Annotated in this window: 23 protein-coding genes; 12 read left to right on the forward strand and 11 right to left on the reverse strand. The window is 60.3% G+C overall.

Going from position 1 to position 25,938, the window contains the following annotated elements; all coding sequences use genetic code 11:
* Positions 1–44: 44 nt before the first annotated feature.
* Complete coding sequence (locus FGZ14_RS04915) at positions 45–230, forward strand: hypothetical protein (protein ID WP_139921801.1); 186 nt, start codon at positions 45–47, stop codon at positions 228–230.
* Between the two features lie 86 nt (positions 231–316).
* Positions 317–523 (forward strand): hypothetical protein, encoded by a 207-nt coding sequence (locus FGZ14_RS04920; RefSeq protein ID WP_139921803.1) that lies wholly within the window; start codon positions 317–319, stop codon positions 521–523.
* A gap of 27 nt (positions 524–550) precedes the next feature.
* Here the strand turns inward: FGZ14_RS04920 and FGZ14_RS04925 are convergent, their stop codons facing one another.
* The 4 genes from FGZ14_RS04925 to FGZ14_RS04940 form a co-directional block, all read right to left on the reverse strand.
* A complete protein-coding gene (locus FGZ14_RS04925) occupies positions 551–1,384 on the reverse strand; it encodes an aminotransferase class IV (RefSeq protein WP_139921805.1) in 834 nt (277 codons plus the stop codon).
* Between the two features lie 56 nt (positions 1,385–1,440).
* Entirely contained in the window at positions 1,441–2,568 is a 1,128-nt protein-coding gene (dprA, locus tag FGZ14_RS04930; protein ID WP_139921807.1) for a DNA-processing protein DprA, read from the reverse strand.
* Positions 2,569–2,902: 334 nt separating this feature from the next.
* Positions 2,903–3,262, reverse strand: coding sequence for a MerR family transcriptional regulator (locus tag FGZ14_RS04935; RefSeq protein ID WP_139921809.1), 360 nt, complete (start codon positions 3,260–3,262; stop codon positions 2,903–2,905).
* Between the two features lie 144 nt (positions 3,263–3,406).
* Positions 3,407–4,483 (reverse strand): glycosyl hydrolase 53 family protein, encoded by a 1,077-nt coding sequence (locus FGZ14_RS04940; protein WP_180754499.1) that lies wholly within the window; start codon positions 4,481–4,483, stop codon positions 3,407–3,409.
* Positions 4,484–4,793: 310 nt separating this feature from the next.
* Between FGZ14_RS04940 and alaS the strand changes: the two genes are divergently transcribed.
* The 6 genes from alaS to FGZ14_RS04970 all read left to right on the forward strand — a co-directional run bounded on the left by alaS (position 4,794) and on the right by FGZ14_RS04970 (position 13,194).
* On the forward strand, positions 4,794–7,478 hold the full coding sequence (gene alaS, locus FGZ14_RS04945) for an alanine--tRNA ligase (RefSeq protein WP_139921813.1): 2,685 nt from the start codon (positions 4,794–4,796) through the stop codon (positions 7,476–7,478).
* Positions 7,479–7,680: 202 nt separating this feature from the next.
* Complete coding sequence (locus tag FGZ14_RS04950) at positions 7,681–8,562, forward strand: energy transducer TonB (protein WP_139921815.1); 882 nt, start codon at positions 7,681–7,683, stop codon at positions 8,560–8,562.
* Between the two features lie 82 nt (positions 8,563–8,644).
* Positions 8,645–9,613 carry a hypothetical protein gene (locus FGZ14_RS04955; protein ID WP_139921817.1) on the forward strand — a complete coding sequence of 323 codons (969 nt, stop codon included), beginning with the start codon at positions 8,645–8,647 and terminating at the stop codon, positions 9,611–9,613.
* 175 nt (positions 9,614–9,788) lie between these two features.
* Complete coding sequence (gene gatB / locus FGZ14_RS04960; protein ID WP_139921819.1) at positions 9,789–11,246, forward strand: Asp-tRNA(Asn)/Glu-tRNA(Gln) amidotransferase subunit GatB; 1,458 nt, start codon at positions 9,789–9,791, stop codon at positions 11,244–11,246.
* A gap of 106 nt (positions 11,247–11,352) precedes the next feature.
* Positions 11,353–11,871, forward strand: coding sequence for a peroxiredoxin (locus tag FGZ14_RS04965; RefSeq protein ID WP_139921820.1), 519 nt, complete (start codon positions 11,353–11,355; stop codon positions 11,869–11,871).
* A gap of 177 nt (positions 11,872–12,048) precedes the next feature.
* A complete protein-coding gene (locus tag FGZ14_RS04970) occupies positions 12,049–13,194 on the forward strand; it encodes a TlpA disulfide reductase family protein (protein ID WP_180754500.1) in 1,146 nt (381 codons plus the stop codon).
* A 75-nt stretch (positions 13,195–13,269) separates the two neighbouring features.
* Here the strand turns inward: FGZ14_RS04970 and FGZ14_RS04975 are convergent, their stop codons facing one another.
* The 3 genes from FGZ14_RS04975 to FGZ14_RS04985 all read right to left on the reverse strand — a co-directional run bounded on the left by FGZ14_RS04975 (position 13,270) and on the right by FGZ14_RS04985 (position 15,492).
* On the reverse strand, positions 13,270–14,100 hold the full coding sequence (locus tag FGZ14_RS04975; RefSeq protein WP_139921824.1) for a hypothetical protein: 831 nt from the start codon (positions 14,098–14,100) through the stop codon (positions 13,270–13,272).
* A 75-nt stretch (positions 14,101–14,175) separates the two neighbouring features.
* Positions 14,176–14,697: an acyl-CoA thioesterase gene (locus FGZ14_RS04980; RefSeq protein WP_139921826.1), complete on the reverse strand. Its 522-nt coding sequence runs from the start codon at positions 14,695–14,697 to the stop codon at positions 14,176–14,178.
* A 141-nt stretch (positions 14,698–14,838) separates the two neighbouring features.
* Positions 14,839–15,492, reverse strand: coding sequence for a protein-L-isoaspartate(D-aspartate) O-methyltransferase (locus tag FGZ14_RS04985; RefSeq protein WP_139921828.1), 654 nt, complete (start codon positions 15,490–15,492; stop codon positions 14,839–14,841).
* Positions 15,493–15,702: 210 nt separating this feature from the next.
* Here FGZ14_RS04985 and FGZ14_RS04990 point away from each other — a divergent pair, with 210 nt between their 5' ends.
* The 3 genes from FGZ14_RS04990 (at position 15,703) to FGZ14_RS05000 (ending at position 18,095) form a co-directional block, all read left to right on the forward strand.
* The gene (locus FGZ14_RS04990; protein WP_257883342.1) at positions 15,703–17,118 is read left to right on the forward strand and encodes a sugar transferase; all 1,416 of its coding nucleotides are present in this window, start codon (positions 15,703–15,705) and stop codon (positions 17,116–17,118) included.
* Positions 17,119–17,240: 122 nt separating this feature from the next.
* Positions 17,241–17,831 (forward strand): riboflavin synthase, encoded by a 591-nt coding sequence (locus tag FGZ14_RS04995; RefSeq protein ID WP_139921830.1) that lies wholly within the window; start codon positions 17,241–17,243, stop codon positions 17,829–17,831.
* A gap of 54 nt (positions 17,832–17,885) precedes the next feature.
* Entirely contained in the window at positions 17,886–18,095 is a 210-nt protein-coding gene (locus tag FGZ14_RS05000; protein WP_139921832.1) for a hypothetical protein, read from the forward strand.
* 99 nt (positions 18,096–18,194) lie between these two features.
* Here FGZ14_RS05000 and FGZ14_RS05005 read toward each other — a convergent pair whose 3' ends face one another.
* From FGZ14_RS05005 to FGZ14_RS05015, 3 genes are all read right to left on the reverse strand, one after another.
* On the reverse strand, positions 18,195–18,785 hold the full coding sequence (locus FGZ14_RS05005; RefSeq protein ID WP_139921834.1) for a phosphatase PAP2 family protein: 591 nt from the start codon (positions 18,783–18,785) through the stop codon (positions 18,195–18,197).
* Positions 18,782–19,738, reverse strand: a complete 957-nt coding sequence (gene hemF / locus FGZ14_RS05010; protein WP_139921836.1) for an oxygen-dependent coproporphyrinogen oxidase — start codon at positions 19,736–19,738, stop codon at positions 18,782–18,784. The genes FGZ14_RS05005 and hemF overlap by 4 nt, the downstream gene beginning before the upstream one ends.
* Before the next feature lie 634 nt (positions 19,739–20,372).
* Positions 20,373–20,894 carry an N-acetyltransferase gene (locus FGZ14_RS05015; RefSeq protein WP_139921838.1) on the reverse strand — a complete coding sequence of 174 codons (522 nt, stop codon included), beginning with the start codon at positions 20,892–20,894 and terminating at the stop codon, positions 20,373–20,375.
* Between the two features lie 166 nt (positions 20,895–21,060).
* Here FGZ14_RS05015 and FGZ14_RS05020 point away from each other — a divergent pair, with 166 nt between their 5' ends.
* Positions 21,061–23,187 (forward strand): thiamine pyrophosphate-dependent enzyme, encoded by a 2,127-nt coding sequence (locus FGZ14_RS05020; RefSeq protein WP_139921840.1) that lies wholly within the window; start codon positions 21,061–21,063, stop codon positions 23,185–23,187.
* An 84-nt stretch (positions 23,188–23,271) separates the two neighbouring features.
* Here FGZ14_RS05020 and FGZ14_RS05025 read toward each other — a convergent pair whose 3' ends face one another.
* Positions 23,272–25,887, reverse strand: coding sequence for a BamA/TamA family outer membrane protein (locus FGZ14_RS05025; protein WP_139921842.1), 2,616 nt, complete (start codon positions 25,885–25,887; stop codon positions 23,272–23,274).
* Positions 25,888–25,938 lie beyond the last annotated feature (51 nt).

Genomic DNA, 25,938 nt, shown 5'->3' on the forward strand with positions numbered 1-25,938 from the left:
CTGCGTAATGGTACTGTATGAAGGAAACTTTTACTCAACTACCTGTGTTCACCCGCTTTTCTTTGCTCACCCGGCAGCAGCGCGCGTGGGTAGCCCTGTATTCCTTGAGCGCGGGCTGCGCTAACCGCGCCGAGATATTGGAGCAAAACGAGGTGACGGAAGCCGACCTCGCCGAGTTTATTGACAGCTGGCTGCGCCTGCGCAGCCGTACCGCAATGCGCAGCTACTGAGCAAGAAAGAATTTGGACAGCTGATCAGGAAAAAAGTATAGGGCGGCTGAAAAATCCAATTAGGTGGAGTATGCGTATAGCGTAGCATGTCCCCCGGAGCGCTAACCTATTCTGCTACCAGTACCACTATCCCCGCTTTAAGCCGTCGGCAACGCGCCTGGATTGCCCTTTACTCCCTGGATGCCGGTCACCGCGACCGGGCAGCCGTGCTGCGGCAAAACAATATTACGGAAGCTGACCTGGCCGAATTCGAGGAAAGCTGGCTGCAGATGCGCTGCCGCTTGGATCAGTAGTTTCAGGGTCAGCCGTCAGAGGGCCGGTTACCGGGCCAGGGCCTCTGCCTCGCGCAGCCGAACCAGCAGCGGGTGGTGCTCAGACGCAAAGACAACCTCTTCTACCTGCTGCACCGCTCGGATACCCGCCACGTTGGCCGTGAATACGGCCTCGGCCGCTAATAGCTCCTTCGGCTCAAACAAACCTTCCTGCCAGGTAATATGAAGCTGCCGGGCTACCTCCCGTAGGTGGCCTAGCCGGGTGCCTAGTACGCACCCCGTGCTGAGGGCCGGACAGTAAATCGTACCATTCCAAATCCAGACTACGGCGGCGGCTACGGCCTCGGCTACGTGGCCCGCTCCGGAGAGCAGCAGTATTTCATCCAGATTGCGCTGCTCTCGTTCCCGGGCCGCCAGCACGTAGGTTAGGGCGTTGGGGCCTTTGCAAAAAGAGACGGGCGAGGCGGCCACGCGCACCGTATGGGCAAACGCCGCCTGGCCAACCGGCGCATTGTGCTCGGTAAAGGGTTGCAGAGTAACCAGCCAGTCGGGCTGCGGGGTAGTGGGCGCGTACAGGCCGCCGCCGCCGCGCCACAGCTGCAGCCGCACCCGGGCCGCCGCGGTGGCATATTCGGCATGCTGCCGCACCAGGCGCTCGATGGTAGAGGCCAGCGCCTGCGCAGAGGCCAGCTCCGGCGGCAGGGCAAAACCCAGGGCCGCCGCCGCTGCTTGTAGCCGCTGCCAGTGGTAGGGCAGGTAGCGCAGCGTACCCCGGGCCCAGACCATAGTTTCAAAAAAGCCGTCGTTGAAGTACAGCCCCCGGTTAGGAAGCGGCAGCGCAAAGTGGTCGTCGGGGTGAAGCTGGCCGTTGTAGAGAAGCACAGGGGTAGGATAGGAGGGCACGGCGGCCAGGCCTTGGAGCCTGGAACGCGAACAAGTTAGAGCAGCGCGAACCGCTTGCCCGGCAGGGCCTTGATAACGGCCCGGAACTCCAGGCCCAGCAGCAGGGAGGCCGCCGTATGAATGGGCAGCTGGGCCTTCCAGGCCAGGGTATCGAGGTGTTCTTCGCGGCCGGTGGCAGTTTGCAGCACCGCCACCAGCTGAAACTCCTCCGTGGTGAAGTCGGCGGGGTCGTAGGGGGTAGGGCCCTTGAATTTGCCCTGCAGGTGCAGCGCCGCGTCCCAGTTCAGCAGCTGCTCCAGGTCTTTGGGCTCGGAGTACAGCGCGGCCTTATTTGCTTTGATCAGCTCATGGCAGCCTTCGGAGGCCGGGGAGCCCAGGGGGCCCGGCACGGCCAGCACGTCACGGTTGTAGCCCTGGGCCAAATCGGCGGTTATCAGGGCGCCGCCCTTCCTTGCGGCTTCCACTACCACCGTGCCATCAGAGAGGCCGGCAATAATTCTATTCCTCGCGGGGAAGTTATATTTATCGGGCTGGGTGCCGAAGGGAAACTCCGTGAGCAGGCCACCCTGCGTGAGCATCTTCTCGGCGGTTTTGCGGTGGGCCGGGGGGTAGAGCTTGTCCAGGCCCGTAGCCATGACCCCGATGGTTTCCAGCCCTTCCTGCAAGGCGGCGCGGTGGGCGGCAATGTCAATACCGTAGGCCAGGCCGCTGATGATAAGGGGCTGGTGGGAGGCAATGCCTTTTACCAGCTTCTCGGTTTGTTCCCGGCCGTAGTCGGTGGCCTGGCGGGTGCCTACCAGGGCCACGGTTTTGGGGTGATTCAGGTCGGCGGTACCCTGGTAGTAAAGCAGAGTAGGCGCGTCGGGCAGCTGCTTGAGCCGCGCCGGAAACTGCTTGCTGGTGTAAAACAGAATCTGCACGCCATCCTTCTCCGCTTTGCGCAAAGCGGCTTCGGCTTGGTTCAGGGCAGCGGTGCGCTCAGCCCCGGTCAGGATGGCGACGGTAGCGGGGCCTACCCCCGGAATCTTGCGCAACTTACCCGGCGGCAGGTGCAGCACGTTCTTGGCCGAGCCTCCGTAGCTCATCAGCTGCCTCGTCAGCTGCGGCCCGATGTTGGGGAATAAGGTAAGCGCGACTTCGTGGAGGAGGGTGTCGTCGAACATTAACTATATATTAAGTATATAAAATAGACTTCTAGTGCCAGCAGTGGAATAACGCCAGCTACTAGTCCTTTGAAACGATATGGTGAGCAACGGCTCCTCTGCTTAGCGCAAACCCATAATCCGATTAGAATGAGTATGGCCAAATAAAACGTAACCCATCTGCCGTAAATAACATCCGTTTCAACGGAACCAGGATGTTGATGAATGGCACCTAGTAAGCCGGCTAAGATGACTAAGAAAGCATCTGTTAGAACAGTAAACAGAAAGACGGTCAGCCCGACGCCTTGTGTATCACGGGGTGTATTCGCAGCATTAGAGCTGATCGGAATTTCCATTAACCCTGCGCCTTCCCAATAGCGTCCAGCTCCTTTTTCATCGTCACCATAAACTTGCGGACCCGCTCCAGGCTCTGAATCACGTCGATTTTTTCCTTGAGCTGGGGGCCTTTCTGCTTGAGCATGTCGCGGGCGCCGGGAATGGTGTAGCCGCGCTCCTTTACCAAGTGATAGATGGTGCGGAACGTGTCGATGTCCTGGGGCGTGTAGAGGCGGTTGCCCTTCTTGCTTTTGCGCGGGCGCAGCTCCTCAAACTCCGTTTCCCAGAACCGAATCAGGGAAGGCGCCACGTTGAACTGAGCCGCTACCTCGCCAATGGTGAAATACTGTTTTTCGATGTCGCGCTCTTTATAAGGCATAGGAGGGGTAGCAGCACAAAGTGAAGGGGCCGGCCGAAAGCCTGATTACAAATAAAGCAAAACCGGCGCCAACCGCCTACCCCCATGCAGCACAGCTAACGTTTGGGCGGACAGTTGGCGCCGGTCAGGCGCTTGGCTGCTAGGCTACTTTACCTTGTGCTTTTTGCTGACTTCATCATAAATAGGCAGCAACTCATTGGCCTTGCCTTCCTTGTCGAAAATCTGCTCCCAGGTGTTGAGCGGCTCCCAGATAAAGGTGCCCTTTCCCTTGTTGCCAGGCAGACTGAACGCAATATCGTTTACCTCCCGCTTCAGCTCCGAGTACTCCACTACCACCACATCCTGAGGGTAGCGAGCGGCTAGGTCGGTGAGGTTGCGCTGCAGATCCGGCAGGGTGCGGTGCCACTTGGGGTAGTACGACTGCCCGATAACGTCGCAGGTGACGCCGCGGGCGAACATATTGTCGAGCCAGTACCTCGACTGCTCGTTCTGCCCGCCCAGGGCAATGTGCATCATGATGAGGCTTTGCGGAGTTGTTTCGCGCACGGCCGAAACGCCAGCTTTCAGCAGTCCGGCCAGGTTATCGAGGCGGGCTACGCTGTCGGCGCTGTGGATGTCGCCGTCGGGCCAAAGCAGACCGTGGTTGATTTCGTTGCCCACCTGCACCATATCGGGCGGGGTGCCCTGGGCCTGCAAGGACAGCAGCACGTCGCGGGTGTAGTCGTGCACGGCCTGCTCCAGCTGGGCGCCGTGCAGGTCTTTCCAGGCTTCGGGCTTAAACTGCTTCTGCGGATCGGCCCAGGTGTCGCTGTAATGGAAATCGAGCAGGAGCTTCATGCCCGCCTTCTTGGCGCGCGCGGCCATCTGCTGGGTGTGCGCTAGGTCGCAGAAGCCCTTCTGGGGCGAGTACCCGCTGTCGGCCGCCGGGTTGTGGAACAGGCGAAGACGCACGTAGTTGAATCCGTGGTCCTTCAGAATCTCAATGGCATCTTTCTGCTGGCCCTTGTCGGAGAACTTGATGCCTCGAGCTTCCAGCTGGGGTAGGAAGGAAATATCAGCCCCAAGCATCTTGCTTATTTTCTGCTTTTTACGGCCGATGGATTGGGCTATTTGGTCGGGGGTAGGCTGCCGCGTGGTTTGCGCCTCCGCGGGGGTAGGCAGGCACAGCCACACCAGCAACAGTTTGAGCAGCAGGCAGGGATAGGAAATGGGTAAGCGCACTGGGAAGGGGGGATGAAGTGAATAGAAAGGAAGAAAGGAACAGAACGTCATTCCGAGCGCAGCCGAGGAATCTCGCGTGCTGACGTTGCAATGGTAATGATACGTCAGCACGCGAGATGTCTTGACAAGCTCGACATGACGTTCAGACGAAGCAGTGCGAAGTACCGCAACAAGTACTGCTTCCACTTCCGGGCGAAGTGGCTACCTTTGGCAGCAAATGCCTTTCGGGCCCGGCCAGCCGGATTTCTGCATCGGCAAAGTAGCTAAAATTGTTGCCGCCACCGGTGTGGCGCATCCTTATACCTGTCTCATGTCACTCCCTACCGCCAGCCACGTCCGCCAGCAGTTTCTGGATTTCTTCGCCTCCAAAGGCCATCACATTGTGCCCTCAGCGCCCATCGTGGTGAAGGACGACCCCACGCTGCTGTTCATTAACTCGGGCATGGCCCCGTTCAAAGACTACTTCCTCGGCAACAAGCCAGCCCCCTTCAAGCGTATCGCCGACACCCAGAAGTGCCTGCGCGTGTCGGGCAAGCACAACGACCTAGAAGAGGTGGGCTACGATACCTACCACCACACCATGTTCGAGATGCTCGGCAACTGGTCGTTTGGTGATTATTTCAAGAAGGACGCCATTGCCTGGGCCTGGGAACTGCTCACGGACGTGTACAAGCTGCCCAAAGACCGTCTCTATGTCACCTACTTCGAGGGCGACAAAGGCGACGGGCTCGGCCCCGACACCGAGACCCAGGACCTGTGGCGCCAGTACACCTCCGACGACCGGATTCTGCCCGGCAACAAGAAGGATAACTTCTGGGAAATGGGCGACACCGGCCCCTGCGGCCCCTGCACCGAAATCCACATCGACCTGCGCGACGAGGCCGAGGTGGCCCAGAAAGGCGGCGCCGAGCTGGTTAACGCCGACCACCCCCAGGTAGTCGAAATCTGGAACAACGTGTTCATGGAGTTCGAGCGCCGCGCCGATAAGTCGCTGCTAAAACTACCTCAGCAGAACGTAGATACGGGCATGGGCTTCGAGCGTTTGATGATGGCCGTGTCGGGCGTGAAGTCGAACTACGACACCGACGTATTCCAGCCCCTCATCCAGTTCATTGCCGCCGAGGCCGGCCTGCAGTACCACGGCACGGCCCCCGCCACCGTGAACGACCAGCCTGCCACGGAGAACGAGAAAACGGATATTGCCATCCGGGTTATTGCCGACCACATCCGGACCATCAGCTTCACCATTGCTGACGGCCAGTTGCCCAGCAACGTGAAGGCTGGCTACGTGATTCGCCGCATCTTGCGCCGCGCCGTGCGCTACGCGTTTTCCTCGCTGAACCAGAAGCAGCCCTTCCTCTACAAGCTGGTGCCCGTGCTGGCCGACCAGATGGCGAACATCTTCCCCGAGCTGAAGGCCCAGCAGCAATTCGTGCAGCGCGTGATTGAGGAAGAGGAAATTGCCTTCCTGAAAACCCTGGAAAACGGCCTGCGCCGCCTCGACGCCCTAGAAGAAGCGGCCCGCCAGAACGGCAACCGCATCGATGGCAAAACAGCTTTCGAACTGTCAGATACCTTCGGCTTCCCCCTGGACCTCACCGCCCTCATTGCCCGCGAAAAAGGCCTGACTGTGGACGAGGAAGGCTTCAAGACGGAGCTGGAAGCGCAGAAAAGCCGTTCGCGCAATGCCCAGGAGGCCGAGCAGAGCGACTGGGCCATCGTAACGGAATCGGAGGAGCAGCCGGCGTTTGTGGGCTACGACCAGGAGCAGGCCCCGGCCCGCCTGCTGCGCTACCGCCGCACCGACCGCAAAGGCAAAACCGAGTACCAAGTAGTGCTCGACCAGACGCCGTTCTACGCCGAATCGGGCGGACAGATTGGCGACACGGGCTACCTGGTGTCGCCCCTGAGCAAGGTGCGGGTACTGGACACGAAAAAGGAAAACGACCTCATCGTGCACACCGTTCTGGAACTGCCCCAGGATCTGGATGCCGAGTTCAGCGCCGAAGTGGACCATGCCCGCCGCGACCAGATCCGCCGCAACCACACGGCCACCCACTTGCTGCAGGCCGCCCTGCGCGAGGTAGTAGGCACCCACGTAGCCCAGAAAGGCTCGTTGGTAAACGAGAAGCTGCTGCGCTTCGACTTCTCACACTTCACCAAAGTAACCGACGACCAGCTGCGGCAGGTGGAAACCATCGTGAACCGCAAAATCCGGCAGCAGATTCCGCTGGATGAGCGCCGCAACGTGCCCATCGACGAGGCCAAAGCTCTGGGTGCTACCGCCTTGTTCGGCGAGAAGTACGGCGAGTTCGTGCGCGTCATCACCTTCGACCGGGAATTCTCGGTAGAGCTCTGTGGTGGCACCCACGTCCGCACCACCGGCGACATTGGCTTCTTCAAAATCACCTCGGAAAGCGCGGTAGGAGCAGGTGTGCGCCGCATTGAGGCCGTAACCGCCGAAGCGGCCGAAGCCTTCGTGAACCAGCAGCTGGATTTGCTAGGCCAGGTGCGCGAGGCCCTGGGCAACCCCCAGCACCTCATTCCCAGCATCGAAAAGCAAACCGAGGAAATTGCCGGCCTGCGCAAGCAGATCGAGCAGTTTGCCCAGCAGAGCATCAACCAGCAGAAAGACCAGCTGGTAGGCCAGGTGAAGCCCCTCAACGGCGTGAGCTTCCTGGCCGCTCAGGTGCAGGCCACGTCCGCCGATGCCCTCAAAACCCTGGCCTTCAACCTGCGTCAGTCGGTGCCCAACCTGGTGGCCGTACTCGGCGCTGAAATCGACGGTAAGCCCCAGCTGGCTGTTATGCTCGACGACGAACTGGCCAAAGGCGGCAAGCTGAACGCCTCCCAGCTGGTGCGCGAGCTGGCCAAGGAAATTCAGGGCGGCGGCGGTGGTCAGCCGTTCTTCGCCACGGCCGGCGGCAAGAACGTAGCTGGTTTGGGTGCTGCTATTGGGAAGGCTGAGGAGTTGGTGAGCAAGGTGCTGGTATAGCAATACATGACTTCACCTATAGTCCGTTAGCGGGCCGGGGCGATATTAAAAATTTAATATCGCCCCGGCCCGTAATTTTTTATAGTTCCTAGTTTTTTAGGACTGGGAAGTACATCAGAGTTGGAATCAACACATTCTGATAACCGATATATAGCCGTCCAACATTTATATTTGGATACGTATCTTATTTCCGCATAATAAAGTGAGAAAACATCTACTGCTACTCAGTCTTGGGCTGAGCAGTATTGCCACTCAGGCTCAAGAGTATACTGGTTCGTCAACAACTACTACTGCTAAGTATTTCAACAAACAGGGAGACATACAGCCTACCGCCGAAGGGGCCTCTTACAGTGAGGAAACCGAACTGAAGGAGGGCAATGCCGCAACGGTTCGTACATTCTACATAAGCGGCAAACCTCGCTCCGTAATCTTCTACGAAGACCTGGCACGCCATATGGTGCATGGCATCAGTGAGGGCTGGCATGAAAACGGAAACCTGAGCTGGCATTCAGAAATGCAGCACGGCAAGCCTTCAGGTCCTTATAGAAACCACTATCCCAGTGGTCAGTTGCATTACGAGCAGAACTATGCAGATGGTAAACGGCAAGGAGAGCTAGTTGTCTATTACCCCGATGGCAGGCTCAAGAGACGTGAAATATACGCAGATAATCAGCGGGTAAACGGTACTTGTTACAATCCGCAAGGCCAGGAAATGCCTTGTTACGAATTTGAAGTGATGCCCTCGTTTCCGGGTGGTCAGCAAGCGCTGCTGCAATATATTGGTCAGAATACCCGGTATCCAGGTAAGGCTTTGCGACGGGGCGTGGAAGGTAAAGTATTCGTAAAGTTTGTCGTTGACACTACAGGTGTGGTAAGCAATGTGCGCATTGACAAAGGAGTTGACCCATTGCTAGATACAGAGGCTGTACACGTAGTCAAAAATTTGCCTCGTTTCGAGCCTGGAAGACAAGATGGGCGGCCGGTGCCGGTGTACTTTACTGTTCCCATCACTTTCTCTATAAATAAATCCTCTCTGTTCAGACAAAAGCCGCGTGCAGGCAATCAGCCGGCGTCAGGGCTCTAGCTCACTTCTACTCTATGCTAAGATTCTGCAGGCAGTGGAATGTATTAACTCAATAAGTCTTCATCACCTCTTACCATACTCTATGCGCCTTTCTACCTTCCTGCTTACCGCTGGCCTGCTCACCGGCCTCGCTACCACCGCCTCAGCCCAGACCTTCACCGATCCTGGCGCCTACAACAATTTTATCGTAGCCGAGCAGCGGGCCATGCTCAAGAAAAACCTGCGCTATATCAGTAAATCGGCCCACTCGGACAACGAGAAGAAGATTGACGCCAAGCGTCAGGACCTGATTAAGCAGACGGAAGCCTCCCTGAACAAAGTGGCTAAAATGCCCGCGTTCAAGGACGATAAAGGCTTCAAGGAGCAAACCACCGAGGCGTTTTACCAACTGCTGAAAGTGTACTCCGAGGATTACAAAGCCGTGGATATGATGGCGGCTACGCGCACGGCCACCGTCGAGAACATGGAGCAGTATTTTAAGCTCCAGGAAATTGCTGAGGCCAAGCTGCAGGTGGTCAACGACTCGGTGGACGCGGCCCAGCGCCGCTTTGCCCGGCGGCACAACATGACCATTTCCGCCGATCCTGAGGGCAAGCGCCTGGCCGAGTATATGCGGCAGGTGTCGGAGGTGAATAGCTACCAGCACAAGGTGTACCTGGCGCAGTTTCGGATTGAAAAGGCCACGGCCAAGCTCACCGATGCCCTAAGCGCCCAGGACCCGGCCGCTTTCGAAGCGGCCCGCCTGCAGCTGGTGGCCGATTCCAAAACCGCTACCACCGAGCTAACGGCCATTCCGGCCTTCCGGGGCAAAGACGCCCGCTACCGCGACGCGGCCCGCAACCTGGTGAAATTCTATGCTGGCTTTGCCGCCACCCAGGCCGCCCAGATGAAGGAGTTGCTGGAGCGCAAAGACGCTCTTACCAAAACCGACGCCGATAAATTCAACGGCTTTATCAACCTGTATAACACCCAGAATCAGAAGCTGGCTCAGGCCTACAACCAGGCTGGCAACGCCTTCCAGGCTACCTATATTCCGGTGTTCAACGATTAAGGAGGGGTAGGGCCTGCAGTATCATTCCGAGCGGAGCAAGAAATCGGGGTTGCCTTGGTGGTTCACCCAGATTCCTCGTTCCGCTCGGAATGACAAGTTTATGGGCCCGGCGGAATAGTGCTTACCTTGCAAAAAAATCAGCGCAATCAGCCTTAGCAGCGCGCATCAACGATTTATGGACGAAAGCATCAAAGCCAAATACCAGCCCGTCATTGGTCTGGAAGTACACGCCCAGCTGCTCACGCGCAGCAAAATGTACTCCTCCGACGAAAACGAGTACGGCGCTCTGCCCAATAACAACCTCAGTGTCATCACGCTGGGGCACCCCGGCACGCTGCCGCGCGTGAATTACACGGCCGTGGAGTACGCCATGAAAATGGGCCTGGCCACCAACTGCCAGATCCGGCGCGACAACCTGTTCGCGCGCAAAAACTACTTCTACCCCGACCTTCCCAAGGGCTACCAGATTACCCAGGACAAAACCCCCATCTGCACCGGCGGCCACGTAGAAGTGCGCCTTTCGGATGGCTCGACCAAGAAAATCGGCATTACCCGCATCCACATGGAGGAAGATGCGGGTAAGAGCATGCACCTGGCGGGCGAGGTGGAAACCCTGGTGGATTTGAACCGGGCCGGGGTGCCTTTGATTGAAATTGTGTCGGAGCCGGACATCCGAAACGCCGAGGAAGCCTACGCCTACCTCTCTGAAATCAAGAAACTGGTGCAGTACCTGGGCATCTGCGACGGCAACATGGAGGAAGGCTCTCTGCGCTGCGACGCCAACATTTCGGTGATGCTCAAGGACGCCGACCAGTTTGGTACCAAGGTGGAGGTCAAGAACATGAACTCCTTCCGCAACGTGCAGCGGGCCATTGAGTACGAGATTGAGCGGCAGATTGCCCTGGCCGAAGCCGGCGAGGTAATCGACAGCGAAACCCGGGGCTTTGATGCGCAGACCGGCACCACCAGCGGGCAGCGTAGCAAGGAAACCATGAACGACTACCGGTACTTCCCGGAGCCCGATCTGCCCCCGGTTATTATCGACGACGAGTGGCTGCACCGCGTGCAGGCCGAGCTGCCGGCGCTGCCCCAGCAGCTCTACGCCCGCTTCACCGGCGAGCTGGGCCTCTCGGATTACGACGCCAACGTGCTGACCGCCGACAAGGACGTGGCTCTGTATTTCGATGAGCTGACGCGCCTGACCACCAACGCCAAGGCCGCCGCCAACTGGGTAACCGGCCCCGTGAAAGCCTACCTCAACGAGCGGGCCCTAACCCTCGACCAGTTCCCGCTCACGCCCCAGCACCTGGCCGATATCATCGGGCTGATTGATGAGAACAAGGTAGGCCACTCGGTGGCTAGCAAGCAGCTGTTCCCGTACCTGCTCGAAAACCCTGCCCAAACCGCCGCTGCCGCTGCCGAAGCACAAGGCCTGTTGCAGCAGTCGGATGCCGGTGCGCTGGAAGCCATGATTCAGCAGGTACTCGACGCCAACCCGGCCAAAGTAGCCGAGTACCGCGCCGGCAAAAAGTCGCTAACCGGCATGTTTATGGGTGAGCTGATGAAGCTGACCGGCGGCAAGGCCGACCCCAAGATGGCCAACCAGCTGCTGCGCCAAAAGCTCGACGCTTAGGCCTCGCTACATTCAATATAAAACCACCGGCCCGGCGGCCGGTGGTTTTTTGTTTACTTGGGGGTAGGGCTATTTATTCCATTTGGTTTCAATTCACTACCCCCTTATGATGCGCCGAACTCTTATTGGGCTGCTAGTGCTGCTAAGCGGCGGTAGCTGCCAGCGGCCGGCGGTGCCTGCTACTTCAGCCGCCGCAACGCCCCGCGCCGCCCCCGAAGCTCCTGACATCAACCTGCCCGGGCTCGATGGCACCAAGCTGGCGCTGAGCAGTCTGCGCGGCAAGTATGTGCTGGTTGATTTCTGGGCTTCCTGGTGCGGGCCCTGCCGGGCCGAAAGTCCCAATCTGCGCAAAATTTACGGGCAGTTTCATAGCCGGGGGCTGGAAATCTACAGCGTGTCGCTGGATGTGAACCGGGCCCGCTGGCACCAGGCCATTGCCGCCGATGAGCTGACCTGGCACCACGTTTCGGACCTGCGCGGCTGGCAGAGCGCCGGGGCCCAGGCCTACGGGGTGCATTCCATTCCGTACTCGGTGTTGCTCGACCCGGAGGGCCGCGTACTGGCTTATAATCTGAGAGGTCGGGCCCTGGGCCAGAAGATTTCGGAATACATTCCGCTGGATTAACTACCCGCTGGCCGGCTGGCGCCAATGCCGGAACCAAACCCCGCGCCTCGCGTGTAGGTAGGCCAGGGAAGCCCAACCGCAATTCCGCCTAAAAGTGGCAACTTGCGGCCGGTTTCTACGTCCATAGCCACACGGTACCGGTGCCATCACCGGTCAGTTTTCCGAATGATGCACAAGATGAAAAGCTTGCTTTACGTAGGCGCCCTGCTGGGCATGACCAACGCCTGCAATAAAAACACTACCCCCACCAGCAGTACCAACGGGGCGGCTACCGATGCCAGCAGCTACCAGCTCACGGGCCAGCTGCAGAACGCCCCGGCCGGCACTAAGGTCTATCTGGCCGAGCTAGGCGAAACCCAATTCGTGTCGCGCGATACGGCTACGGTGGATGAGAAGGGGCAGTTTACGTTCAGCGGCAGCCTGCCCGAGGCGGGCATCTACCAGGTAAAGCTCAACGACCAGAACCAGGCGCTGGTGGCCCTGGAAAACGGCCGCCAGGTGCAGCTTTCCGGCGACGCCCAGCAGTTCGGGCGGAGCTATACCGTGAAAGGCTCCCCTGATTCGGACCTGCTCCAGCAAATCAGCCGGACCATGGAAACCTCGCGCCAGCAGATGCAGCAGCTGGAGCAGCGCTTTAACCAGGCCGCCGAGCAGAACCGCCGCGACTCCCTGAGCATTCTGCAGGAGAAGGCCATGGCGCTGCAAAAGCAAGGTTCCGCGAGCCTGAGCCGCCTGGTGCGCCAGAGCCCCAACTCGGTGGTGTCGGCCTTCGTGGTGACCAGCCTTATTAACCCCGACGACAACTTCGCGCTGGCTGACTCGGTGGCGAACGTGCTGAAGAAAAACCGCCCCGATTCGCGCTACACCAAGGCCCTGGTGGCCCGCCTGGAGCCCCTACGGACCACGGCCGTAGGCGTGGAAGCCCCCGAAATCAGCCTGCCAACCCCCGAGGGCAAAGCCGTGAGCCTGAGTAGCCTGCGTGGCAAGTACGTGCTCATCGACTTCTGGGCCAGCTGGTGCGGCCCCTGCCGACAGGAAAATCCCAACGTGGTGAAAGCCTACAACAAGTTCAAGGCCAAGGGCTTCGAGATTTACAGCGTATCCTTCGACCAGGACCGGGGTAAGTGGCTGAAGGCCATCCAGACCGATAAGCTCACCTGGACTCACGTTTCCGACCTGAAAGGCTGGGAAAGCGCTGCCGGCCAGACCTATGGCATCAAGTCTATCCCGCAGTCGTACCTGCTCGACCCCCAGGGCCGCATTATTGCGAAAAACCTGCGCGGCGAGGCTCTGGACGCTACCCTGGCTTCGGTGCTGAAGTAGAAGAGCGCTGCGCATTAGCCGCATAAAAAAGCCCCTGCAGCCAATGCTGGAGGGGCTTTTTTTATGCCGTTTCGTTTAGCTCATGAACATGCGCTGCACGGCCTGCCAGAGTTGCTTTTTGCGGCCGGCGTCGTATTCCAGCATGCTGATTTCGCTGGCCCCCAGGAAGGCGGTGTCTCCGAAGAGCAGCACAGGCTCATAGGGCTGGGTAGTGTACACGGCCACGTCGAGCAGGTTTTTGCCGAAAGCCAGAAACTGCCTGGCCGCCAGATGCTGACGCAGGCTGCACAAGGCCACTGGGTAGCTGGGGTGCTCCACGTTCACCAGCACCACGTCCTCCACAATCAGCCGAATGGCCTTGAGCAGGTTGTTGAGGAATACGTTGCGTGGCAGCTTCTTAAACTCCTCGGCCGGCAGGCGCACCAGAATAATGAGCCCGTTGGCATTGCTGCCCAGCGTGGAGAAGGGGATATGCGCCACCGGCGACTGGGTAGGCGTGGGCTGCACCCGGCCGGCTGGGGCTGCCGCGGCTGCCGGCAGTTGCGCTACCGTAAGGGTGGTAGCCTGGCGCGGAGCCTCTGCGGCCGGCAGGGGGGTAGGCGCGGGAGAAGCAGGCACTGCTGCCGGCACAGGCGTAGCAGGCGGCGAGGGGGGAGTGGCCCCTACCGAAGGCAAGCTGCTCAGGGAAGGCAGTTTGCCGGGCAAAGCAAGGGGTACAGCCGCTGCTACCGGGGTAGCAGGCACCGGGGCAGCAGGCGGCGCGGAGTTCAGGCTGGCAGCAGAGGTAGGCGCCGCTGCCGCCTCGGGGCTGCCGGCCGGGGTAGCAGCCGTGGGCTCCGGTACCACGTAGAGCGCGGCATCGGTATAGAAGTTCTGGAAGAAAGCCAGGGTAGCAGCAGTATCCATAGGGAGGGGCGCGGTGAGCCGGTAACAGCCGAAAAGATGGAATATTCAGGGCCTGACAGCCACCAGGCAAGCGGGTTATTCCAGGTCGAAAAGTGCCTTAAGCTCGGTGGCTTCGTGGGGGCTCATGCGGCCGCCCAGCACCAGGCGCAGCTGACGGCGGCGCAGTGCGCCATCGTAGAGGCTGATTTCCTCCGGGGTTTCCGCCACGGCTTCCGGCACGTCAATCGGTCGGCCCGACTGATCCACGGCCACGAAGGTGAGAAACGCCTCGTTAGACTTGATTTTAGTGCCACTCGGAATGTCCTCGGCCCACACGTTGATGTGCACTTCCATAGAAGAGCTGAAGGAGCGCGTCACCTGGGCTTCCAGCGTTATCACGCTGCCCAGCTTGATGCCTTCCCGAAACGAAACGTTATCGACGGAGGCCGTTACCACGATGCGGTTGGAGTGGCGCTGGGCCGAAATTGCCGCGCACACGTCCATTAGGTGCATCATACGGCCCCCCATCAGGTTGTTGAGCGTGTTGGTATCGTTGGGCAGCACGAGTTCGGTCATCCGAACGAAGGAGTCTTTAACGGGCTTTTGTTTGCGCAGCATGCGGGAGCAGATAGTCTGAATATTTTGACAAAGGTACGGAGGTAGTGAGATGGTGAAGTAGTGCAGTGGTGAGTTTGTCGTTCTGACGAGCCTAGCTGCGCAGATAGAACGTCAAGCTCACTATTGCACCAGTTCACCACTTCACTTATTCCAACCGGCCTGGCCCAGCAGGGGCACGAAGCGGAATTCTTCCAGCACCTGCCGCGAAAACTCTTCCTCGCTTTCCCGCACCACGCGCACCATGCGCTGGGTTTGCTCATCGCCTACGGGAATGACCAGCGCACCGCCTACCCGCAGCTGGCGCAGCAGGGGGCGCGGCAGGGCTGGGGAGCCGGCCGTAACCAGAATCTTATCGAAGGGGGCATGCTGGGGCAGGCCCAGGGAACCGTCGCCGCCGAAGAGGTGGGCGGGGCGGTGCATGGCGGCCAGGCGGCGGGCCGTGCGCTCGAACAGCACCGGGTTGTACTCAATGCTGAACACATGCGGGGTCAGCTCCAGCAGCACGCAGCACTGGTAGCCCGAGCCCGTCCCGATTTCCAGCACCCGCTCGCCGGGCTGCACCTGCAGCAGCTCGGTCTGGTAGGCCACGGTGTAGGGCTGCGAAATCGTCTGGCCCTCGCCAATCGGAAAAGCCTTATCCTGGTAGGCGTGGGGCTGAAAGGCATCCTCGAAGAACAGATGGCGCGGCACCGTGCCGATGGCCGTCAGCACCCGCTCGTCGCGGATACCTTTGCGGCGCAGCTCCTCCACCAGGGTGCGGCGCAATCCACGATGGCGGTAGGTGTCGGCGTGCATGAGACGAAGAGGAGGAATCAACTACGGATGAGGCGAGCCAGGCGGGGCGCCCATAAAGGCCTTCTGCGCAGATTGCGGGTAATTCCTACCTTTGCGCGACTCCGAGAAGCTGGGCCGCCCAGGCCCGGGGTTTTGAATGGAGCGCGAAATTACGCCTTTAGGCCATAAAATTACCCCGATTGCCGGCCCGGCCGGATAGTTTCCTCGCTCTTGATTCGTACTCTCCAAAAACTGAAGCTGATAGGAGCCGACTTCGGGGCGGCGTTGTTGGCGTGGATGTGCTTTTTCCTGTTGCGCAAGTATCTGCTCCAGGAAATCAACGTCAACTACCGCTTCGCGGCCGATGCGGCTTTTCTCTCGGGCTCGGCCCTGCTGATTGCCGGGTTCTGGACGGCGCTCTACGCCCTGATTGGGGAGTACAACGACATCTTTCGCAAGTCGCGCCTCTCGGAGCTGATTCGGCTGGGACAGGTGTCGGTGCTGGGGGCCATCATTATCTTTTTCGCCCTGCTGCTCGACGACCAGGGCGTGCAGAACTACCACAGCTACTACAAAACCATTTCGGCCTATTTCCTGCTCCACTTCTCCCTCACGGCCGTGCTGCGGGTGTGGGCCGTGAGCAGCGTGCAGCGACTGGTGCGGGGCGGCGTCATCACCTTCAATACCCTGCTGGTGGGCTCCGGGGCCCTGGCCCGCGACACCTACCAGGAACTGCGCCGTACGGGGCGGCACCTGGGGCTGCGGCTGGTAGGGTTCACGCCCCTGGGAGAGGTAGTGGACGAAACGCTGGCGGCTGAGCTACCCGCCCGGGGCTCCTACCGCCGCCTGCCCGCCCTGATTCGGGTACTTCAGGTTGAGCAGATCATTATTGCCATTGAGCCTTCCGAGCACCGGGTTATTGAAGAAATCCTGACCCTGCTGGAGGGTACGCCCGCCCGGGTAAGCATCCTGCCCGACCTTTACCAGATGCTGCTGGGCTCGGTGAAGGTGAGCCATGTGTTCGGGACCCCACTCATTGAAATCAAGCAGGACCTGCTGCCGCCCTGGCAGCGGGTGCTGAAGCGCCTGCTCGATGTGGTTTTATCGGTGCTGTTTCTGCTGCTGGCCTGGCCCGTGTATGCCTTTACAGCCGTGATGGTCAAGCTCTCTTCGCCCGGCCCGGTGTTTTACTCCCAGGAGCGTATTGGGAGGCACGCGCAGCCGTTCCGCATCTATAAGTTTCGCTCTATGTACGTGGATGCCGAGCGGCAGGGCCCGGCCCTGAGCTCCGACCACGACCCCCGTATTACGCCCTGGGGCCGCTTTATGCGTAAGGTGCGCCTTGATGAGCTGCCCCAGTTCTGGAACGTTATCCGGGGCGATATGAGCATAGTAGGGCCCCGGCCGGAGCGGCAGTTCTTCATCGACCAGATTATGCAGCTGGCTCCGCACTACCGCCACCTGCACCGGGTGCGGCCCGGCCTCACCTCCTTGGGCCAGGTGAAGTATGGCTACGCCGAAACCGTTCCGCAAATGGTAGAGCGCCTTAAGTTCGACATTCTCTATATCGAGAACATGAGCCTGGCCATGGACTTCCGGGTGCTGCTCTACACGCTGAAAATCATTATTGAAGGCCGGGGGAAATAGCGGACGATGTGGGCAATGCAGCACAGGCAAGGAGTGTGAAAACTTTCATCCGTACCAAGCGTGTTTTGCTACTTTGCTCCCAGCCTGCTGGTCGTATTTACCACATTTAGCGCATTCACTCTGTGTTCACCGGAATCATTGAAACCTTAGGCACCATCACCGACGTGCGTCGGGATGCCACCAATATTCACTTCACCGTAGCTTCCGGCTTTGCCTCGGAGCTGAAAATCGACCAGAGCGTGGCCCACGACGGCGTGTGCCTGACGGTGGTAGCCGTGGATGCAGCGGCCGGCACCCACGTGGTAACCGCCATCGACGAAACCCTGCAAAAAACCAACCTGAGCCAGTGGGCACCGGGTCGGAGGGTAAACCTGGAGCGCTGCCTGGCGGCGGGTGGCCGCTTTGATGGACACATCGTGCAAGGCCACGTGGACCTCACGGCCGAGTGCGAAGCAGTGGAGGACCAGAACGGCTCCTGGCTGTTTCGCTTCCGCCACGAGCCCGGCCCCGGCCGCGTAACCGTAGAGAAGGGCTCCATCTGCATCAATGGCACCAGTCTGACCTGCTTCAACAGCACCGACGACGGCTTTTCGGTGGCCATCATTCCTTACACCTACGAGCACACCACCTTCCAGGACCTGCGCCCCGGCCACCGCGTGAATCTGGAGTTTGATATTGTGGGCAAGTACGTGGCAAAATTGCTGGGGAAATAGGCCAACCGGCGGCATGGGGGTACGTATCAGGAGGGTACCTACCCGTTGAATCTCATGTCTAGCAAACGCGAATTGATAGAGCCCACGCCCGGCGACAAGCGCTACGTGCGCCGTAATGAAAAGGGCGAGTTTACCAGCAACGTGGACCTGAACCGCTCCCTCTCCCAGGACGACCGCCACAACTCCCAGGTGACCAGCAAGCCCGGCCAGGGTGACCACGGCGACGGCCACACGGGCAACCGCAAGCCCGCCGGCAAAAAGTAATAACAGCCACAAAGCCAAAAGCCCCCGCAGCGTAGTGCTGCGGGGGCTTTTGCGTGTGATTAGGGGTAGTAGGACTTGGAATGAGTTAAAAATGGCCTGTTACGCTGCCATTATAGGCTCATTCGCCGGCCACCAGCGCGGGGCCAGGTGCCGGTAGGCCGCTACGCACGCCCAGGCCGTACCGGAACCGAGCAAAGCGCCCGCCAGCACATCGGAGGGGTAGTGGGCGCCCAGGTACATGCGGCTGTAGCTCACGATAGCGGCCCAGATGAACAGCATCACCTTGGCTACCCGGTAGCGGGCCGGCAGCAGCAAGCCCATAAATACAGCCAGCGCAAAGGAGTTGGCCGCGTGCGATGACAGAAACCCGAACTGCCCCCCGCAGCCATTTACCAGGTTGAGCGTGGTAGAGAGAGTAGCGTCGTGGCAGGGGCGCAGCCGGGCGAAGTAGGGCTTGAACAGGCGGCTGGAAATGCCGTCGGCCAGGGCCACGCTCAGGCCCAGTAGGGGCAGAATGAGCAGGGCCCGCCGCTGGTAAAGGTACACCAGCACCACCACCAGCACGAAGTAGGCCGGAAACCACACAAACCGCTCCGAGAAAAAAACCATCCACGCATCTAGCTTGCGCGAGTGGTGCGAGTTGGCAGCCAGCAGCAGCCAACGGTCCAGGGATTGAAGGTGCTCGATCAAGCGGTAACGGGTGGGTCGGTGAGCCAGTCGATGCCCTTTTGGAGCCACTGCTGGGTAGCGGCTTCGGGGGAGCCGGGCTGGGGTTGTAGGTTATAGTGCCACTCGCACTGCGGGGGCAAGCTCATCAGAATGCTTTCGGTGCGGCCCCCGGTTTCCAGCCCAAAGCGCGTGCCCCGGTCAAAGGCCAGGTTGAACTCGGCGTAGCGGCCGCGGCGCACCAGCTGCCACTGCTTTTGCTGCTCGGTGTAGGGGAGGGCCGCGTTCTGGCGCATCAGCGTCACGTAGGTACGGCCATAGATTTCGCCCACGGCCCGCACAAAAGCAAACAGCTCATCGAAGGAACCGTCCTTGCCCACGGCGAGGCGGTCGAAGAACAGCCCGCCAATACCGCGGGTTTCCTGGCGGTGGGGCAGGAAAAAGTACTCATCGGCCCACTGCTTGAAGCGGGGGTAGTACGTGGCGTCATGCTGGGCACAGGCTTCAGCAATCTGCTCGTGAAACCAGCGGGCCTGAGCTACATCCACATAGATAGGCGTTAGGTCCAGGCCTCCCCCAAACCAAGCCTCACCGTTAGCAGCCTCAAAGTAGCGCACGTTCATGTGCGAAATCGGCACTAAGGGGCTGCGCGGATGTTGCACTACTGATACACCGGTAGCGAAGTAGCCAGGGTCAGGCATGAGCAGCACGCGGGCCGCCTGCTCGCTCATGGTGCCTTCCACGGCCGAGAAGTTGACGCCGCCCTTCTCGATAATGTGGCCCCCAGTCAGGACGCGGGAGCGGCCGCCGCCGCCGCTGTGGTGCTGCCAGGCATCTTCCTGAAAGCGGCCCAGCCCATCGGCGGCTTCGAGCTGCCGGCACAGCCAGTCCTGAAACTGGCGCATCCAGTGCTCCACCGTGTCGCGGTGGCGGGGCTGGGTGGCCGCAACGGGAAAATCAGAAGGGGAAGTGGGCATACTGGAAAGTTCAGGTGGCAGGCAGGGCGGGGCAGGTTGTCCGCCTAAAGAGGGGTAGCCCGGCGGCAATTTTCAGGCCGCAAAGGTAAGGGTTACGCCGCGTTTGGAAAGCGGGCGGTGTTAGTGGCGCTTGCCGAGTTAACGGAGCCTGTTCTTCAGACTATTCCAACCAACTGGCTTTGCCGCCGTTCATTTGATAAGTAGCGCCAAAATCTGACGGGCTCTTTGTGGGCGCACTTCTAGCTGCGTGATAGAATCTCCACGGGTGAGATAGTAGTTTCCATCTGCTCCCCGGCGCGGTATGGCTAGGGCTTCAACGCCCAAAGAATCCTGTCTTAAGATGCGGATGGCTCGGCTAAAGAAAGGTGTCCGGCTAAAAAGAGAATCCAAATTAGGCTCTTTCCTCAATTCATTCCGAAAGGTTACTGCATTAATATAGGTACTCTCATACTCTATATTCCTCTTCTCGTGGATGTCATGCCTTATCCCCGGGAGTGCTGCCCGCTTATAAGTTGCTATGCCAAAGCATGCTATCAGGCTAGCTAATGCGATACTTACGTTGATCCAAGCTTTCAAGGAAATGACCATTGCTTCAGCAAGACATCAGTATATGTAATCAAACATGGGCTGAGTGTTACAACTCCTTCCGTAGCAACAGCAGCTCCAGCTTCTGGCGCGTAACCCCAAAGCGGGTATCCGTCGGGAAAGCCATCGTTTCGCCGGTACGCCGGAAGCCGTGGCGCTCGTACCAGGCCAGCAGCTCTGCCCGCACCGAAATAACCGAAATCAGGATGCTGGTGCAGCCCAGCTGCCGGGCGTGGGTTTCGGCCGCGGCCAGCAGATGCTTGCCCAGGCCCTGGCCCTGCTGAGCAGGTTCCACAGAGAGCATGCCTAAATACAGGTCAGGGCGTTGGTTCTTCAAATAGACGCTGCCCAGCAGGTCGCCGGCCGGGTTGCGGGCCAGCAGGAAGGTAGCGCCCGGCGCGTGGAGCAGCTCCCGCAAGTCGTCGGGGTCGGTGCGCTGCCCGTCCAGCAGGTGGGCTTCGGTGGTCCAGCCCTGGCGGGAAGCATCGCCGCGGTAGGCGCGGTTTACCAGCAGGAGCAGGTCGGGCAGGTCGGCATCAGTAGCGGCGGAGAGCAAGGGAGCAGTGAGCATGAGGCGAAGGTAAAGCCGGCAAAATAAAACAGGAAAAAGCGGGCCATAGGGAAGCAGAAACTGAGTTTTGAGGGTTGTGCTCACAGAAAGCTTCCGGCTTGGTAAGCTCCTACTCCTTCCTTACCGCCGAACCCGTAATTTCGCCGGACCAACCCACCCTCCATCCATGTTCACGCAACCCGCCCCGACCCTGGAACCCGACTTTGCTACCACCCGCCCCAACCGCGAAACCCTGCGCCGGGCCTACCTGCTGATGCGCACCGCCGACGAGCTGGCGCGTCTCTACGAAGAAAACAAGGCCGTTACGGCTCGCTACGTGCACGCCACGGCCCGTGGCCATGAGGCCATTCAACTGGCCGCCGCCTTCCACCTCACGCCCCACGACTACGCCGCACCCTACTACCGCGACGATGCCTTGCTGCTGGGTATGGGGGTAGCCCCCTACGAGCTGATGCTGCAGCTCATGGCCAAGCGCGACGACCCTTTCTCGGGTGGCCGTACGTACTATAGTCACCCCTCGCTGCGGCGGCCGGGGCAGCCTACTATTCCGCACCAAAGCTCAGCCACGGGCATGCAAGCCATTCCGGCTACCGGTGTTGCCCACGGCATCAAATACCTGGAAGGGCAGGGGCTCACGCCCAAAGGCTCGGGTGAGCCAGCTGCTACCCCCCCGGTGCCGCCCGTAGTGCTCTGCTCCATCGGCGACGGGGCTATGACCGAGGGCGAGGTAGCGGAGGCCCTGCAAATGGCCGTGCTGCACCAGCTGCCCATTATTTACCTGGTGCAGGACAACGACTGGGGCATTTCCGCGACCAGCCAGGAGATGCGCGCCATGGACGCCTACGAATTTGCGGCCGGCTTCAAAGGCCTGTACCGTCTGCAGTTCGATGGGGCCGATTTCCTGGCCAGCTACGCCGGTATGCAGCAAGCCACCGAGTACGTGCGTGAGCGGCGCGGCCCCGTGCTGGTGCACGCCAAATGCCCTTTGCTGGGCCACCACACCAGCGGCGTGCGCCGCGAGTGGTACCGCGGCGACAACCTGGCTCAGCACACCCTCCAGGACCCGCTCCCGCGCTTTCATCAGCAGCTCCTAGAGTTAGGCTTCGAGGAAGCCGACCTGGAGGAGCTGGGCGCCCAGGCCCGCGCCACCGTGCTCGCCGACTACGAGCGCGCCCTGGCTGCTCCGAACCCCGACCCGGCCACCTTCGCCGACCACGAGTTTGCCCCGCCGGCCGTAACCGAAGAAACCGGTGAGCGGAGCCCCGCCGGGGCCGATAAAGCCCTGATGGTGGATGCCGCCCTGCACGCCGTGGACGACATCCTGCGCGAGTTTCCGGAGGCCTTGTTCTACGGGCAGGACGTAGGCGGTGAGCTGGGCGGCGTGTTCCGCGAGGCTGCCCTGCTGGCCAAAAAGTATGGCGATGCCCGCGTGTTCAATACGCCCATTCAGGAGGCTTACATTGTGGGCAGCACAGCCGGGATGAGCGCCGTGGGGGCCAAGGCCATTGTTGAAATTCAGTTTGCCGACTACATATGGCCTGGCCTCAACCAGCTGGTAGAGGAATTGAGCAAATCGTGCTACCTCTCCAACGGCAAGTTTCCGGTGCAAAGCCTGATTCGGGTGCCGGTGGGAGCTTATGGTGGTGGCGGGCCCTACCACTCGGGTTCGGTGGAAAGCACTTTGCTCACCATTCGGGGTATTAAGGTGGTGTACCCCAGCAACGCCGCCGATATGAAGGGCCTGCTGCGCTCGGCCTTCCTCGACCCCAACCCCGTAGTGCTGCTGGAGCACAAAGGCTTGTACTGGAGCAAAGTGCCTGGTACCGAAGACGCCAAAACCATTGAGCCGGCGGCGGGCTACGCTATTCCGCTGGGCAAAGCTGCTGTGGCGCAGGAAGCCGACGCTACCAAGCTCCGCAACGGCGAAACCTGCGTGGTAATTACCTACGGCATGGGCGTGCACTGGGCCAAAACCGCCAGCAAGCAGTTCCCCGGCCAGGTGGAAGTCCTGGACCTGCGTACCCTCAATCCTCTCGACTGGGATGCGGTGCAGGCCGCCGTGCGCCGCCACGGCAAGGCCCTGGTGCTCACCGAAGAGCCTCTGCTCAACTCCTTCGCCGAAAGCCTGGCCGGCCGCATTCAGCGCCACTGCTTCCGCCAGCTCGACGCCCCGGTGTTCACCCTGGGCGCTGCCAACCTGCCCGCCATTGCCCTCAATGTGGAGCTGGAAAAGCAGATGCTGCCCAACCCCGAAAAGGTAAGCGCCGCCCTGCAGGAGCTGCTGGCTTACTAACCGTGCAAAGGTCGGCTCCTAACGAAAGGCGCCCCACGACTGCAGTCGTGGGGCGCCTTTCGTTAGGAGCCGACCTTTGTATCGTTAGAAGGGGTAGCCGATGCCCAGGTTGAACGCCGTCTGATCCTCGGCCAGGCTGAACTTGCGGATAGCCCACTTGCTATCCGGCGCAGTGGGGTCATACACCTTCGTTGCCACGTCGAGGCGCAGAATCAGGAAGGTAAAATCAAAGCGGAAGCCAATGCCCGAGCCCACCGCGAACTGCCGGTAGAAGGCGTTGGGACGGAAAGTAGCATCCTGCTGCCGCTGCCGCTGCTCCGCCTGTTGGGTTGGGGTCTGATTGGGGTTGATGGGCTGGTTGCGCAGGGTCCAGACGTTGCCAAAGTCAGTAAACACCGCGCCTTTAATGAAGCTGTACAGCGGAAACCGAAACTCCACGTTGCCCTCCAGCAGCAGCTCGCCGGGTTGCTCCAGGTCGTAGTCGCGGATTAGGTTGCCATTTTTGTCCCGCAGCTCCTCCGACGGATTGGCCGGGTTCAGCTTGTACTGTGTGGCCGAGCCCACTCCCAGACGGCGGGGCTTCCAGGCCCGTACGCTGGAGCTGCCGCCCGCAAACAGGTACTTATCGTACGGAATCAGGTAGCCTTTATCTACCTGTTTGGTCACAGAGTTCTGAATGCGCGTGGCCGTCAGGGCTGCCGCCACGCCCCCGGCCAGCCGGTACACGAAGTACGTTTCGGGGCCTAGCTTGTAGTAGCGCCGGTAATCGGCCGTGAGCTTGGCGAAATCGTAGATTTTCAGCTTATTATTTCTCAGGTCCTGAGGGTCGTTTTCCAGGGGTTGGTCCTGGTACAGTTTCCGCGTCAGGCCACCTACCTCCGCAAACAGACGAAGGTAGCGCGCATCGCGGGTTTCGTTGAAGTCGTTGGAGTTATAGAGGGAGGTAGCGTTGAAGCTGGGAACAAACAGGTTATCGAAGCTGCGGTAAAGAGGGGAGCCCTGGCGGATGAGCAGGGTTTGCAGGTAGGCCGCAAACTCCGGGTCGATTTTAGCGGTACGAATTACGCTCACGTCGAACGGCGTGAGCACGTACTGATGATAGGCCGAGCGCTGCCAGATATAGTCCAGCGTGCCCTCCACGTTCGTGCGGGTGTAGTCCGGGCGCTGCACGTAGGTGTAGGTAGCGTTGAAGCGCGTGCGCGGGTTATATCGGCTCAGAAAGCGGCCTGAGCGCCAGGGCAGCAGAAACTGAGGCAGGATGAGGTTCACGTTGGCCCCCAGCTGGGTGGTGAGCACACTGCGGCCGGTAGTCACGTCTCCCACATTGCCTACCACGCTGTATTGGCCTTCGAAGCCCGCCCGCAGGCCAAACTCCAGCAGCTCGGCCCCGCCAAACACGTTCCGGATTTTCAGGCGCACGTTGCCGAAGGGGCCGGCCCGCTCCGCCACGTAGGTGCCCCCAAACTCCGAGGTTTCCTGAAATTTCTTAGCCGGAGAGGCATTTACGGTGGCATCCAGCAGCCCCCGGGCCGAGTCGGCAGGCGCCTCGGCGCCGCGCACACGCCGGTAAGTAACGGTGCTGAACCGGAACATATCCAGGTCGGAAAGCTGGCGCTGGGTGAGCTGGGTGTTGCTAAGGCTGTAGGCGGCGCCGGGGCGCACGGCCAGCTTGCGGTCCAGGGCCCGGGTGCTGAACTTATGCTGGTAAGCCAGGTAGTACACCGAGTCGCGGATAATGGTGTCGCGCTGCCGCCCGAAGCGTACCAGGCCCGCATCGGTAATGAAGTTTACCCGCCGCACGGTGTAAAGGCGGTGCTGCTCCCCGCGGGTTGGCTTGCTGATGAGCGTACGCAGCCGCACGGTGGTCGGCGCAAAGCTGGTATCGGCCTCCAGCGTAACGTACTGCTGGCGGAAATCAAAGTAGCCCTGGTTTTTCAGCAGGTTCTCGATGCGGCTGCGCTCGGCCCCGATCTGTTCCTCGTCATACTGGTTGCCCACCCGCAGCAGGCTCTGGGGCTGCGAGGCCAGCACCCGCCGCGAAATAGCGGTGTCGGCAATGTCGTAGTCGAGCTGGGAGTAGTGGAACGCCGGCCCCTCGTGAATGTGGTACACCACCGTCACGCGCTGCGAATCGGCATGGAACGGGGAGCGTAGCGTGAAGATGCGGAAGGGCGCAAACTGCCGGGTCGGCACAGTATCCGTCACGGAAACCGAGCTGCGGAAAAAACCCTTTGACCGCAGGAACGTGCCCAGCTGCTCCACGGAGGTAGCCGTCAGGGACGAATCGTAGATAACCGGGGGCTCGCCCAGGCGCATAATGGCGTTGCCTTTGTCGAGGGCCAGCTGGTGGCGCTGTACGTGCCGCTCGCGCTTGGTGAGCAGCTTGCCTACCTCCGCCGAGTCGGTACCGGCGGCTTTAATCAGCTGGTCGTAGTGGGCGCGGTCCGCCTCTAGCTTGCGCTGCAGGCGCTCGGGGTCATAAAACGAGCGGCCTAGCTGGTAGATGGCTACCTTTGGCAGCGGAAAGGTACTGTTGGGCTTCTGCTGCACCAGGGCCTGCAGGCGCTCAGCGTCGGCCTTTTCCGTGCCTTCTATCTTCACGCGGCTAAGCAGGCGCTGACCCGGCTGCAGCAGGCGCAGGGGTGAGCAGCCGCTGAGCCCGCCTGCTACCAGCAGACCGCCCAGCGCCACGCGTGCCACGTTTTTACCTGAAAAAAGACCCTGAGCGGGCCTCTGACCGTTAATTGACGA

It is taken from the genome of Hymenobacter sp. DG01 (assembly GCF_006352025.1).
In the GTDB taxonomy this organism is placed as follows: domain Bacteria; phylum Bacteroidota; class Bacteroidia; order Cytophagales; family Hymenobacteraceae; genus Hymenobacter.

Excerpts from the sequence above, each read along its gene's own strand:
- FGZ14_RS04920 (WP_139921803.1), top strand. The coding sequence starts at position 317 with ATGTCCCCCGGAGCGCTAACCTATTCTGCTACCAGTACCACTATCCCC.
- dprA (WP_139921807.1), bottom strand. The coding sequence starts at position 2,568 with ATGTTCGACGACACCCTCCTCCACGAAGTCGCGCTTACCTTATTCCCC.
- FGZ14_RS04935 (WP_139921809.1), bottom strand. The coding sequence starts at position 3,262 with ATGCCTTATAAAGAGCGCGACATCGAAAAACAGTATTTCACCATTGGC.
- alaS (WP_139921813.1), top strand. The coding sequence starts at position 4,794 with ATGTCACTCCCTACCGCCAGCCACGTCCGCCAGCAGTTTCTGGATTTC.
- FGZ14_RS04955 (WP_139921817.1), top strand. The coding sequence starts at position 8,645 with ATGCGCCTTTCTACCTTCCTGCTTACCGCTGGCCTGCTCACCGGCCTC.
- gatB (WP_139921819.1), top strand. The coding sequence starts at position 9,789 with ATGGACGAAAGCATCAAAGCCAAATACCAGCCCGTCATTGGTCTGGAA.
- FGZ14_RS04965 (WP_139921820.1), top strand. The coding sequence starts at position 11,353 with ATGATGCGCCGAACTCTTATTGGGCTGCTAGTGCTGCTAAGCGGCGGT.
- FGZ14_RS04970 (WP_180754500.1), top strand. The coding sequence starts at position 12,049 with ATGAAAAGCTTGCTTTACGTAGGCGCCCTGCTGGGCATGACCAACGCC.
- FGZ14_RS04975 (WP_139921824.1), bottom strand. The coding sequence starts at position 14,100 with ATGGATACTGCTGCTACCCTGGCTTTCTTCCAGAACTTCTATACCGAT.
- FGZ14_RS04980 (WP_139921826.1), bottom strand. The coding sequence starts at position 14,697 with ATGCTGCGCAAACAAAAGCCCGTTAAAGACTCCTTCGTTCGGATGACC.
- FGZ14_RS04985 (WP_139921828.1), bottom strand. The coding sequence starts at position 15,492 with ATGCACGCCGACACCTACCGCCATCGTGGATTGCGCCGCACCCTGGTG.
- FGZ14_RS05000 (WP_139921832.1), top strand. The coding sequence starts at position 17,886 with ATGTCTAGCAAACGCGAATTGATAGAGCCCACGCCCGGCGACAAGCGC.
- hemF (WP_139921836.1), bottom strand. The coding sequence starts at position 19,738 with ATGCCCACTTCCCCTTCTGATTTTCCCGTTGCGGCCACCCAGCCCCGC.
- FGZ14_RS05015 (WP_139921838.1), bottom strand. The coding sequence starts at position 20,894 with ATGCTCACTGCTCCCTTGCTCTCCGCCGCTACTGATGCCGACCTGCCC.
- FGZ14_RS05020 (WP_139921840.1), top strand. The coding sequence starts at position 21,061 with ATGTTCACGCAACCCGCCCCGACCCTGGAACCCGACTTTGCTACCACC.